The sequence below is a fragment of the Variovorax sp. CCNWLW235 genome (assembly GCF_037204085.1).
In the GTDB taxonomy this organism is placed as follows: Bacteria; Pseudomonadota; Gammaproteobacteria; order Burkholderiales; family Burkholderiaceae_C; genus Variovorax.
This window is the reverse complement of sequence record NZ_JBBCBW010000043.1, coordinates 1-11,966: the sequence shown is the minus strand read 5'-3', so window position 1 is coordinate 11,966 and position 11,966 is coordinate 1. Positions and strand designations below refer to the sequence as shown.

The 11,966-nt window shown below is 66.2% G+C and carries 9 protein-coding genes; 8 read left to right on the top strand and 1 reads right to left on the bottom strand.

Annotated features, from left to right (window positions below; all coding sequences use genetic code 11):
• Positions 1 to 6 precede the first annotated feature (6 nt).
• From nirD to cobA, 4 genes are read left to right on the top strand one after another with little or no spacing between them, the layout of a single operon-like run.
• The gene (nirD, locus tag V9L21_RS26255) at positions 7 to 450 is read left to right on the top strand and encodes a nitrite reductase small subunit NirD (protein WP_337315706.1); all 444 of its coding nucleotides are present in this window, start codon (positions 7 to 9) and stop codon (positions 448 to 450) included.
• Between the two features lie 22 nt (positions 451 to 472).
• A complete protein-coding gene (locus V9L21_RS26250) occupies positions 473 to 3,268 on the top strand; it encodes a nitrate reductase (RefSeq protein ID WP_337315705.1) in 2,796 nt (931 codons plus the stop codon).
• A 58-nt stretch (positions 3,269 to 3,326) separates the two neighbouring features.
• Positions 3,327 to 4,232 carry a DNA-binding protein YbiB gene (ybiB, locus tag V9L21_RS26245; protein WP_337315704.1) on the top strand — a complete coding sequence of 302 codons (906 nt, stop codon included), beginning with the start codon at positions 3,327 to 3,329 and terminating at the stop codon, positions 4,230 to 4,232.
• Positions 4,229 to 5,041, top strand: a complete 813-nt coding sequence (gene cobA / locus V9L21_RS26240) for a uroporphyrinogen-III C-methyltransferase (RefSeq protein WP_337315703.1) — start codon at positions 4,229 to 4,231, stop codon at positions 5,039 to 5,041. Before ybiB ends, cobA begins: the two co-directional genes overlap by 4 nt.
• A 4-nt stretch (positions 5,042 to 5,045) precedes the next feature.
• Here the strand turns inward: cobA and V9L21_RS26235 are convergent, their stop codons facing one another.
• Complete coding sequence (locus V9L21_RS26235) at positions 5,046 to 6,080, bottom strand: hypothetical protein (RefSeq protein WP_337315702.1); 1,035 nt, start codon at positions 6,078 to 6,080, stop codon at positions 5,046 to 5,048.
• Positions 6,081 to 6,382: 302 nt separating this feature from the next.
• On the opposite strand from V9L21_RS26235, the gene pilQ reads away from it, so the two are divergent.
• From pilQ to V9L21_RS26215, 4 genes are all read left to right on the top strand, one after another.
• Positions 6,383 to 8,482 (top strand): type IV pilus secretin PilQ, encoded by a 2,100-nt coding sequence (gene pilQ / locus V9L21_RS26230; protein WP_337315701.1) that lies wholly within the window; start codon positions 6,383 to 6,385, stop codon positions 8,480 to 8,482.
• 75 nt (positions 8,483 to 8,557) lie between these two features.
• Positions 8,558 to 9,583 carry an ABC transporter ATP-binding protein gene (locus V9L21_RS26225; RefSeq protein ID WP_337315700.1) on the top strand — a complete coding sequence of 342 codons (1,026 nt, stop codon included), beginning with the start codon at positions 8,558 to 8,560 and terminating at the stop codon, positions 9,581 to 9,583.
• 54 nt (positions 9,584 to 9,637) lie between these two features.
• The gene (locus V9L21_RS26220; protein WP_337315699.1) at positions 9,638 to 10,906 is read left to right on the top strand and encodes an ABC transporter substrate-binding protein; all 1,269 of its coding nucleotides are present in this window, start codon (positions 9,638 to 9,640) and stop codon (positions 10,904 to 10,906) included.
• 15 nt (positions 10,907 to 10,921) lie between these two features.
• Positions 10,922 to 11,839 (top strand): ABC transporter permease, encoded by a 918-nt coding sequence (locus V9L21_RS26215; RefSeq protein ID WP_337315698.1) that lies wholly within the window; start codon positions 10,922 to 10,924, stop codon positions 11,837 to 11,839.
• The last annotated feature ends 127 nt before the right edge of the window (positions 11,840 to 11,966 follow it).

Below are 11,966 nucleotides of genomic sequence, written 5' to 3'. Positions count from 1 at the left end.
CAACCCATGAGCAACAACAGCAACACCAACGAGTGGAAAGTGATCTGCCGCGTCGAGGACATCCCGGTGCTGGGCGCTCGCCGCGTGGCGCGCCCGGTGGGCGTGGATGTGGCGGTGTTCCGCAATGCCGAGGACCAGGTGTTCGCGCTGCTGGACCGCTGCCCGCACAAAGGCGGGCCTTTGAGCCAGGGCATCGTGTTCGGTACCAGCGTGGCCTGCCCGCTGCACAATTGGGCCATCGGCCTGGACGACGGCTGCGCCAGGTCGCCCGATGAAGGATGCACGCCGAAGTTTGCCGTGAAGGTTGCCGAGGGCGTGGTGCATCTGGATGCGGAAGAACTCAAGACGCATGCGATCGACCTGGCACCGCCCCGCGCCGGCCCCGGCGCCGCAACGGCCGGCAAGCTGGGCGACGAGACCTTCGACGTGCAGGCGCCGCACGGCAGCTAGGCGCACAACCAAGGCACGACCCATGGAAGAAACTCGCTCCACCTGCCCCTACTGCGGCGTGGGCTGCGGTGTGATTATCGAGTCCGACGGCGCGCAGATCACCGGCGTGCGCGGAGACCCCGACCACCCGGCCAACTTCGGGCGCCTTTGCACCAAGGGCTCCACGCTGCACCTCACGGCAACGGCCACGGTCACGCGCCAGACGCGGCTGCTGCAGCCGATGCAGCGCGCCGCGCGCGGCGCCGAGCCGGCACCCGTTGCGTGGAACACCGCGCTCGACGGCGCAGTCGACAAGTTCGCGCAGGTGATTCGCGACCACGGGCCCGACGCCGTGGGCTTCTATGTGTCGGGCCAACTGCTCACCGAGGACTACTACGTCTTCAACAAGCTCGCCAAGGGTTTGATCGGCACCAACAACATCGACACCAACTCGCGCCTGTGCATGAGCAGCGCGGTGGCCGGCTACAAGCAGACGCTGGGCGCCGATGCGCCGCCCGCCTGCTACGACGACCTGAAGCACGCCGAGTGCCTTTTCATCGTGGGCAGCAATGCCGCATGGGCGCACCCGATTCTCTTTCGCCGCATCGAGGACGCGAAGGCCGCGAACCCGGGCATGAAGATCATCGTGGCCGATCCGCGCCGCACCGACACGGTCGAAATTGCCGACCTGTTCCTGCCCATTCAGCCGGGCACCGACGTGATGCTGTTCAACGGCATGCTGCACCTGATGCTGTGGGAAGGCTGGACCGACAACCGCTACATCGCGGCCCACACCACGGGCTTCGATGCATTGAAGGCCACGGTGCGCGAATGCACGCCCGACAAGGTGGCGCAGATCTGCGGCATCTCGAAGGACGACCTGCTTGCCGCGGCGCGCATGTTCGCGACCTCGGCCGCCACCCTGAGCCTGTATTGCCAGGGCCTGAACCAGTCGTCCAGCGGCACCGCCAAGAATGCGGCGCTGATCAACCTGCACCTGGCCACCGGCCACATCGGTAAGCCCGGCGCCGGCCCGTTCTCGCTCACCGGCCAGCCCAACGCCATGGGTGGGCGCGAAGTGGGCGGCCTGGCCAACCTGCTGAGCGCGCACCGCGACCTGGCCAACCCCGCGCACCGCGCGGAAGTGGCGGCGCTGTGGAACCTGCCCTCGGTGCCCGAGAAGCCCGGCAAGACCGCGGTCGAGATGTTCCAGGCCGCGGCTGACGGCGAGATTCGCGCGCTGTGGATTGCCTGCACCAACCCGGCCCAATCGATGCCCGACCAGGCCACGGTTCGGCGCGCGCTCGAGCGTGCCGAGTTCGTAGTGGTGCAAGAGGCTTTTTCGACCACCTCGACCTGCGCCTTTGCCGACCTGCTGTTGCCCGCCACCACCTGGGGCGAGAAGGAAGGCACCGTGACCAACAGCGAGCGCCGCATCTCGCGCGTGCGCCCCGCGGTGACGGCGCCCGGCGAAGCGCGCCACGACTGGTCGATTGCCGTCGACTTTGCACACCGCCTCGAACAGCGGCTCGGCCGCACGGACACGCTGTTCCCCTACGCCTCGGCCGAACAGGTGTGGAACGAGCATCGCGAATCCACGCGCGGGCGCGACCTCGACATCACCGGCCTGAGCTACGCCATGCTCGAAACGGCCGGGCCCCAGCAGTGGCCGCTGAAAGAAGGCGAGACCACCGGCCGCGCCCGCCTCTATGAAGACGGCGTTTTTCCAACGCCGGATGGCCGCGCACGCTTCGCCGATACCGTCTACAAACCCGTGGCCGAGGCGCGTGAGGCGCGCTATCCGTTCTCGCTCAACACCGGCCGTTTGCGTGACCAGTGGCACGGCATGAGCCGCACCGGCACGGTCGGCCGCCTGTTCGGCCACGTGGCCGAGCCGGTGGTGCAGATGAACGCGCAAGACATGGCGCGCCGTCTGCTGAAAGACGGCGACCTGGTGCACCTCACCTCCAAGCGCGGCTCCATCCTGCTGCCCGCGCGCGCGAGCGCCGAAATCGGTCTGACCCAGGCTTTCGTTGCCATGCATTGGGGCGAGGAATACCTGAGCGGCTGCTCCTCGACCGGCACGCCGCTGGCCGGCATCAATGCGCTGACCACGCCGGCCTACTGCCCCACTTCGAAGCAACCCGAGCTCAAGCACACGCCGGTCAAGATCCTCAAGGCCGAGTTGCCATGGTCGCTGCTCGCCATGGCCTGGCTGCCGTCCGACGCCGCCTTTGCCGCGCAGCAGGCGCTCAAGCCGCTGATGGCGATGTTTCCGTTTGCCACCTGCGTACCGTTCTCGGGCAACACGCCGGGCGAAGAGCGCAGCGGCATCCTCTTTCGCGCGGCCGCGCACGACACGCCGGACGACAGCCTCGTCGACCGCATCGAAGGCGTGCTTGGCCTTGGCGCGAGCGATGCCCTGCGCTACGCCGACCGCCGCCGCGGCCAGCGCCGCGTGGCCCGGCTGGTGCGCCGCGCCGACGGCAATGCCGGGCTCGAAGCCTTCCTGCTGGGCGGCGACACCAGCGCCGAGGCCTGGATCGGTACCTTGCTGCGCGAGGAAATTCCGGCCCAAACCTATGGCCGGCTACTGCTGTCGCCGGGCGCCCGCGCGCCGGTGGCGGTGCAGTCCCGCGGGCAAACGGTCTGCACCTGCTTCAACGTGACCAACCTGGCGATTCAGGCCGAACTGGGCCGCTGCAGCGGCACGCCTGAGGAACGGCTGGCCTCGCTGCAAGGCGCGCTGAAGTGCGGCACCAACTGCGGCTCCTGCCTGCCCGAACTCAAGCGCATGGTGCGGGCAACGCCGGTGGAGGTCCTCGCGGAGGGGGCTTAGACGGTGCATAAGCCGCCTTGCTTTCCGGCATAAGCATTGCGGGACAATCGGGGCACCCATGGGAATCAGCCAATACATCAAGGAAATCGGCCGCGGCGCGCGAGGCGCCAAGCCGCTCACGCGCGAACAGGCCACGGACCTGTTCGGCCAGGTGCTGGACGGCACCGTGACCGACCTCGAAATCGGCGGCTTTTGCCTGGCCATGCGCATCAAGGGCGAAACGCCCGAAGAGATGGCCGGTTTTCTCGACGCAACGCATGCGCGGCTCAACCAGGTTCCGGCCGCCGACCGCCCCCTCATCGTGCTGCCGAGCTACAACGGCGCGCGCAAGCTGCCGGTGCTCACGCCGCTGCTCGCGCTGCTGCTCGCCCGCGAAGGTCTGCCGGTGCTGGTGCACGGCAGCGCCACCGAAACATCGCGCGTGCTGGCATCGAACGTGCTGGAGGCATTGGACATCCCCATGCTCACCGCCATCCGAAAAATTGCGTCCGGCGAGGTCTGCTTTGCGCCGACCGAACTGCTCAACCCCGCGCTCAAGCGGCTGCTCGACGTGCGCCGCGTGGTGGGCCTGCGCAACCCTGGCCACAGCGTGGTCAAGCTGATGCAGCCGACCACCGGCCCCTGCGTGGTCGTGGCAAGCTACACCCATCCGGAATACGCGCGCACCATGGCAGAGACTTTCGAGCTCATGGGCATGACCGCCCTGCTCTCGCGCGGGCTCGAAGGCGAAGTGGTCTCCGACCCGCGCCGCACCGCGCAGATCGACGGCTTTGTGCGCGGCGTGCGCAGCGAGCTGCAGGCCCAGGCTGCCGGCACGTCGAACGAGGTGCCGGGGCTGCCGAAAGAGATCGACGTCGCGACCACGGCCGACTACACGCGCCGCGTGTTGAATGGCGAGCTTCCTGTGCCGGAGGCCATTGCCACCCAGGTCAGGCACATCACGCAACTGGCAGCCCACGCATGAACGCACCCACACCTCCATTCACCGCCGGAAGCTGCACGCTGGTGGGCGCCGGCCCAGGCGACCCCGAGCTGCTGACGATCAAGGCCGTGAAGGCGATCCAGGCCGCCACCGTGCTGCTGGTGGACGACTTGGTGAGCGAGAGCATCCTGGCTTCGTATGCGCGGCCCGGCGCACGCATCGTGCACGTGGGCAAGCGCGGCGGCTGCAAGAGCACGCCGCAGGCATTCATCGAACGGCTCATGATCACCGCGGTGCACGAAGGCGAAACGGTGGTCCGGCTCAAGGGCGGCGATCCGTTCATCTTCGGGCGCGGCGGCGAAGAAGTCGAGCACCTGCGCGAAGCCGGTATCGAATGCACGGTGATCAACGGCATCACCGCCGGCCTTGCCGCCGTGACCTTGCTGGGCGTGCCGCTCACGCACCGCGACCACGCACAGGGCGTGGTGTTCGTCACGGGCCACGCCAAGACAGGCGCCAGCGCGCATGAAGACGCCACCGACTGGCGTACGCTGGCCGCCACCGCGCACAGCGCGCGGCTCACGCTGGTGATCTACATGGGCGTGGCGGGCGCGGGCCACATCGAACGCGAACTGCTGCAGGGACTGCCCGGCGACACGCCAGTGGCGGTCATCCAGCACGCGAGCCTGCCGCAGCAGCGCCACATCACGGCCACGCTCGACCGGCTGCAGGCCTGCATTGCCGAAGGCGGGCTGGCGAGCCCGGCGGTCATCGTGGTGGGCGATGTGCTGCGCGGGCTGGCTGCTGCGGCGCTGCCGGTGGGCTCCGACTCCGGCCGGTTCGGCACCTGAGCCGTCAGAAAGAAAAGGCTCCTGCAAGCCTTGGGCGTTCACGGAGGCCCGCAGCGGCCGGCACTTGCGGCGCATGCAGAACCACCGGCGTGCGGCTTCCCAGGCTGGCCATGAGGCCGATCCAAGCGATGGCGAGATTGCCGTTGGACACGGCAAGCCGCTGCAGGTCGAGCATCAGCGCCTGATAGTCCTCGAGCACCTGGACCTCCGACATCTCTTTGCGGCTCATCAGCGTTTTCGATTGCTCGAACAATGCCCTGGCCTCGCCCGCGCGCCGGCTTGCATCTGCCGCCGCTGCGCTTGTGGCTCGCAGTTTTCGCAGCGCCTGCGCAACCTCCGCGCGGCCCTGCGCCACCGCATCCGGAAAAAGTGGATAGCCGGGAAGATCGGCGATGGCTTCCTGGCTGTCTTCACCAGGATCTTCTTCGGCGGCATCGATCGTTCCACCAAGACTGGCTTGCGGATCGATGCCGTACAGCGCCGCCGCCAGCTGGATGTCGTCGCGGTTGGCCAGCAGCACCGCCGGCACGGCCTGTGGCAGCGGTAGCGCAAAGCGTGGCTGCTTGCGCGCCGCGACTTCATCGGCGATCGCCGTGCGCAATTTTTCCCGTGGCAGGTTCGAGCGCGCTGCCAGGAAGGCGAGTTGCGCTTCGCGTTGCGCATCGATCTTCTTCATCGATGCTGTCGCCCCGGCCTCGCGTTGCTTCAGCTCCTTGCTGAAATCGTCGTGCGGTGCGGGGCTGGCGGCTATGAGCTCCGACTGGCGGCGCGCGGCGGCACGTGCGCTGTCGATGTAGGTGAGGCTCAGCGTTTGCACCAAGAGCCCGACGTACGCCGCCGAAACCCGGATCTCCGCCGCCGGCAAGTCCATCCGCGCCGTGGAGGCCGCGCTGCTCGAAGCCTCTGCAACCAGCGTATTCAGCGTCTCGCTCTCGAACGCCAGCCACCAGGGGCTTGCTGAAGCGCGTGAGGCAGCCTGCACGGGCTGCACCGCGGCGTGCTCCAGGCTCGCATGCGCCATCGCGTGGCTCGCACTCATGCCGGACCCGGCACACGCAATGGCCAACGCCCCCGCAAGCATCGCAACCATTGATCGACTTGCCATCATTCATGCGCTCCACAGGATTCCGAAGCCACGATGGTTCCGCGCAAATTCGGAGAAATCGGAGAGACGACGCGGCAGGCCCGCCAAGGTACGGACAAGACCTATTGCATGGGTGCAACACAAGTTGCGATCAGTCGCCGTTCGGCGAGATTTCTCCCACATTGAACGGAACCATTCAGCCGGTCAACGGCGGAGTGCGCACGTCTTTTTGCGGCTCGCCTCAACGGAGAGAACCCATGAAGATTTGCCCGCGCTCCACGAGCGCCTTGCGGCCGTGGCGGTGGCCCGGCGCCGCCATCGTTTTGCTGGCTTCGATCACAGCGCAGGCGCAGAACGCCATCGAGGCCGTAACGAGCACCGCACGCGCCGGCGTGGAGTTGGTTCGCATCGACTTCACCCAACCGCTCACTGCGCTGCCCACAGGCTTCGTCGTACAGGAGCCGGCGCGCATTGCGCTGGACTTTCCAGGCGTGGCCAGCGCAGTGGGCCGCTCCGCCATCGAGTTCAACCTGGGCAACCTTCGCAGCGCCAATGTCGTGCAGGCCGGCGAGCGCTCGCGCGTGGTGCTGAACCTCAAGCGCGCGGCCAACTACCAGGCAGAGATCCAGGGCCGGTCGCTGCTGGTCTCGCTGCAGTCCGGAACGGGCCAGCCGCCCAGGACTTCGCCGGCCGCCGGATTCGCGGAAGGCAGGGGCCGCCAGGTAACGGCGCTGCAAGACATCGACTTCAGGCGCGGCGGCGACGGCGCCGGCCGCTTGATCATCGCCATGGGCAGCAGCCAGCTCGGCGTTGATGTGCGGCGGCAAGGCGCTGCACTGGTGGCCGAGTTCATGGGCGCTTCGCTGCCGGATGCGCTTCGGCGCCGGCTCGACGTTTCGGACTTCGGCACGGCGGTCGAATCGGTGAATGCGGAGCAGCTCGGCGACAGGGTCCGCCTTACCATCAATTCGCGCGGCGACTGGGAGCAGATCGCCTATCAGGCAGACGAGCAGTTCGTCATCGAAGTGCGCCCGCGCAAGACCGATCCGGGCAAGCTGACCCCGGGCACCGGCTACACCGGGGAGAAGCTCACGCTCAACTTCCAGAACGTCGAGGTTCGCGCATTGCTGCAAGTGGTCGCGGACTTCACCGGCTTCAACGTAGTGACCTCGGAGTCGGTTTCCGGCGTGCTGACGCTGCGGCTCAAGGAGGTGCCGTGGGACCAGGCGCTGGAGGTCATATTGCAAGCCAAGAACCTTGGCATGCGAAAGAACGGCAGCATCCTCTGGATTGCGCCACGGGACGAGATCAACGCCAAGGAAAAGATCGAACTCGAAGCACTGGCCACGGTGGAAAACCTGGTGGCGCTTCGCACGCAGTCGTTCCAGCTCAACTACGCCAAGGCTGCCGCCGTGGTGCAAAGCCTGACCGGCGCCGGCGCATCGGGCGGCGGCAGCGGCGGCGCTTCGGCCACGCGCCTCTTGAGTACGCGCGGCAGCGCGATTGCGGAAGTGCGCACCAACCAGCTCTTCGTTACCGACACCCCGCAGCGGCTGGCCGAAGTGAGCGAGCTCATCCGCAAGCTGGATGTGCCCGTGCGGCAGGTGCTGATCGAGGCGCGGATCGTCGAAGCCTCCGACACCTTCGGCAAATCGCTCGGCGTGAAGCTGGGCGGCGGAGCGATCGGCAAGAACGGCTCGTTCGGCACCAGCCCCACAGGCAGCGACAACAGCTTTACTTCGTACACCAGCAGCAACTTCGTGAACCTGCCGGCCGGCGATGCGGGCGGCACCGGCAACAGCGCGGGGGCCTTTTCGCTGTCGCTGTTCAACTCCAGCCTGACGCGCATGCTGAACCTGGAAATCTCCGCGCTCGAAGCCGAAGGCAAAGGCCGGCTGGTGTCGAGCCCCCGCGTGGTCACGGCGGACCAGACCAAGGCGCTGATCGAACAGGGCGAGGAAATTCCCTACCAGCAGGCCACTTCGAGCGGCGCAACCTCCATTTCTTTCCGCAAGGCGGTGCTGAAGCTCGAGGTCACGCCGCAGATCACGCCCGAGGGCAACATCATTCTCACGCTCGATGTAAGCAAGGACACCCGCGGTGTCAGTACATCGGCCGGGCCGGCCATCAACACCAAGCACGTGCAGACGGAGGTATTGGTGGAGAACGGCGGCACCGTGGTTATCGGCGGCATCTTCGAGCTGACGGAAACGAACGACGAGTCGCGCGTGCCGGTGCTTGGCGAAGTGCCTTACCTGGGCGCCCTCTTCCGCTCGCGGGAGCGGGTGGTGAACAAGGTCGAGATGCTGGTGTTCATCACGCCCAAGATGATTGCGCGCCCGAACGGGGCGCTTTAGCACCAATGTGGCATGGAGCGTGCTTAACGCCAGCATGCTCGTTTTTCGATCGTTTTCCGTGTGCGGCGCCGGCCAATGACTGTCGTTGCCACGCCTCCGCCCGCCGCCGTTGAAATTGTTGCCCTGAGCAAGCGCTATGCCGCCGGCACACCGCCCGCGGTCGACCAGATCGACCTGCGCATTGCGAGCGGCAGCTACTGCTGCCTGCTGGGCCCCTCAGGTTGCGGCAAGAGCACCACGCTGCGGATGATTGCGGGGCATGAGTCGGTCACCAGCGGCGACATCCTGCTGGACAACCGCAACATCACCAACCTGCCCGCCGCCGCGCGCGGCACGGCGATGATGTTCCAGAGCTTTGCGCTATTCCCGCACCTCTCGGCGGTGGACAACGTGGCCTTCAGCCTCAAGATGAAAGGCACAGCCAAGGCCGAGCGCCAGAAGCGTGCGCGCGACCTGCTGGAGCGGGTGGCGATGGGCCACCTGGCCGACCGCAAGCCGGGTGAACTTTCCGGCGGCCAGCAGCAGCGCGTGGCATTGGCGCGCGCGCTCATTACCGAGCCGCGCGTGCTGCTGCTCGACGAGCCGCTCTCGGCGCTGGACCCCTTCTTGCGCATCCAGATGCGCGCCGAGTTGCGACGCTGGCAGAAGGAGCTGGGGCTGACTTTCGTTCATGTGACGCACTCGCAGGAAGAAGCGATGGCGCTGGCCGACACCATGGTGGTGATGAACCACGGCGTGATCGAACAGGTCGGCTCGCCGCATCAGATCTACAACCACCCGGCGAACGAATTTGTGGCGCGCTTCATGGGCGGCCATAACGTGTTCGACACGCCCGCCGGCCCGATTGCGGTGCGCAACGACCACATGCGCATTGCGCCGGCCTCCGGCTCGGGCGGCATTGCCGCGGCCATCACCGACGTCGAGTACCAGGGCACTTATGTGCTGCTCGGCCTTGCGCTCGAAGCCGCGGCGCCGGGGCGCCAGAACGTGTCGGTGCTGCTGGGCGAAGCGGCCTTTCTTGCAAGCCCCTATGCGCCGGGCGACGCGGTGCGCCTTGCATGGGCAGAAGCCGATGCGCGCGCGCTCGCCGTGGCAGCGTAGCTCTCCCTTTCCGTTCCGTTCATCCGCCACCTTTTTTTCCACGGAGACTCTTCCATGACCGAACCCATCGACTCGTCCGCCGGCCTCCAGCGCCGCACCCTGCTGCAAGGCACCGCCGGCATCCTTGCCACGGGCATTGCGCCCTTCGTGCATGCACAGGAAAAAATCGTGCTGCGCTACCTGGGCACGGCGGTGAACCAGGACAAGGCCATTGCCGAAAAGTTCAAGGCCGACACGGGCATCGAGATCCAGTACGTGGCCGTGACCACCGACGACGTGACCAAGCGCGCCGTGACCGCGCCCAACAGCTTCGACCTGATCGACACCGAGTTCTTCTCGCTCAAGAAGATCGTGCCCACCGGCAACCTGAAGGGCATCGATACCAAGAAGATCAAGAACGCCGACAAGATCACCACGCTCTTCACCAAGGGCGAGGTTGCGGGCAAGGCCGTGGGCGACCAGGGCACCGCGCCCAAGAAGGTGATTTACCTCGAAGGCGAAAAGTCGAAGAAGTTCGCCACCGCGCCCACGCAGTTCATGTCGCTCATCCCCACGGTCTACAACGCCGACACGCTGGGCATTCGCCCCGACCTGATCAAGCGGCCCATCGGTTCCTGGGCCGAGCTGCTGAACCCTGAGTTCAAGGGCAAGGCAGCCATCTTGAACATTCCGTCGATCGGCATCATGGACGCCGCGATGGTGGTGGAGGCCAAGGGCATCCACAAGTACAAGGACAAGGGCAACATGACCAAGGCCGAGATCGACCTCACTATCAAGACCCTGATCGAAGCCAAGAAGGCCGGCCAGTTCCGCGCGCTTTGGAAGGACTTCAACGAGTCGGTCAACCTGATGGCTTCGGGCGAGGTGGTGATCCAGTCGATGTGGTCGCCCGCCGTCACCGCCGTGCGCACCAAGGGCATTGCCTGCAACTTCCAGCCGCTGAAGGAAGGCTACCGCGCCTGGGCCGCCGGCTTCGGGCTGCCGGCCACGCTGTCGGGCAAGAAGCTCGACGGCGCGTATGAATTCATCAACTGGTTCCTCGACGGCTGGGCCGGCGCGTACCTCAACCGCCAGGGCTACTACAGCGCGGTGCTCGACACGGCCAAGGCCAAGATGGAGGCCTACGAGTGGGCCTACTGGATGGAAGGCAAGGCCGCCACGCAAGACATCAAGGGCCCGAACGGCGATCTGCTGGCCAAGGCCGGCGCGGTGCGCGACGGCGGCAGCTACGAGCAGCGCATGGGCGGCATCGCCTGCTGGAACGCGGTGATGGACGAGAACGAGTACATGGTCAGAAAGTGGAACGAGTTTGTTGCAGCCTGATGGCGGCCTGATCCTGTGAGCGCTCCCACCACCAGCGCGCACGCGCCCAGCCCGTCCGTCCATGCCGTAAAGGCATGGTGGCAGGCCGCGCCGTTCGCGCTGGTGTTCTTGCTGTTCTTCTTGATTCCGCTGGCGCTGATCGCAATGGTCAGCCTGTGGAACTTCAACGAGTACGAGCTGATCCCGGCGGTGACGCTGCGCAACTACGCAAGCCTGTTCGAGGGCTGCTCGCAGCTCACGGACAACGGCGACCTGTGCGTCACGCTCAATACCTACCTGAGCACTTTCAAGTTCTGCCTGTTGGTGTGGGGCATCACGCTGCTCATCGGTTTTTCGGTGGCGTACTTCCTGGCGTTTCATGTGCGCTCGTCGACGATGCAGACGGTGCTGTTTGTGCTGTGCACGGTGCCGTTCTGGACCTCGAACGTGATCCGCATGATTTCGTGGGTGCCGCTCCTGGGCCGCAACGGGCTGGTCAACCAGATGCTGACCGGGCTCGGTGTGGTCGAGCAGCCGGTCGAGTGGCTGCTGTTCTCCGACTTTTCAGTGGTGCTCGCCTTTGTGCACCTCTACACGATGTTCATGATCGTGCCGATCTTCAACAGCATGATGCGCATCGACCGTTCGCTGCTCGAAGCCGCGAGCGACGCGGGCGCCTCGGGCTGGCAGACGCTGTGGAACGTGGTGGTGCCGCTGTCGCGCACCGGCATCCTGATCGGCTCGATCTTCGTCATCACCATCGTGATGGGCGACTTCGTGACCATCGGCGTGATGGGCGGCCAGCAGATCGCCTCTATCGGCAAGATCATCCAGGTGCAAACCTCGTACCTGCAGTTTCCGCTGGCTGCGGCCAACGCGATGATTCTGCTGGCGGTGGTGCTGATGATCATTTGGGGGCTCACGCGGCTTGTCGACATTCGCAAGGAGCTTTGAGATGAAGCCTTGCTTTGTCATCCGTCGCGTTAGTGGCTCTGAGCGCCGCTGTTCGGGGCGCGCACCCGCCGACGGGGTACCTTTCTCCGCGAATGTCCCCCGGCCTGCGGCCTCCTCCTTTATTTCG

What these genes read in the sequence shown, in the direction of transcription:
- nirD (WP_337315706.1), top strand. Translation starts at nt 7, where the DNA reads ATGAGCAACAACAGCAACACCAACGAGTGGAAAGTGATCTGCCGCGTC.
- V9L21_RS26250 (WP_337315705.1), top strand. Translation starts at nt 473, where the DNA reads ATGGAAGAAACTCGCTCCACCTGCCCCTACTGCGGCGTGGGCTGCGGT.
- ybiB (WP_337315704.1), top strand. Translation starts at nt 3,327, where the DNA reads ATGGGAATCAGCCAATACATCAAGGAAATCGGCCGCGGCGCGCGAGGC.
- cobA (WP_337315703.1), top strand. Translation starts at nt 4,229, where the DNA reads ATGAACGCACCCACACCTCCATTCACCGCCGGAAGCTGCACGCTGGTG.
- V9L21_RS26235 (WP_337315702.1), bottom strand. Translation starts at nt 6,080, where the DNA reads ATGAGTGCGAGCCACGCGATGGCGCATGCGAGCCTGGAGCACGCCGCG.
- pilQ (WP_337315701.1), top strand. Translation starts at nt 6,383, where the DNA reads ATGAAGATTTGCCCGCGCTCCACGAGCGCCTTGCGGCCGTGGCGGTGG.
- V9L21_RS26225 (WP_337315700.1), top strand. Translation starts at nt 8,558, where the DNA reads ATGACTGTCGTTGCCACGCCTCCGCCCGCCGCCGTTGAAATTGTTGCC.
- V9L21_RS26220 (WP_337315699.1), top strand. Translation starts at nt 9,638, where the DNA reads ATGACCGAACCCATCGACTCGTCCGCCGGCCTCCAGCGCCGCACCCTG.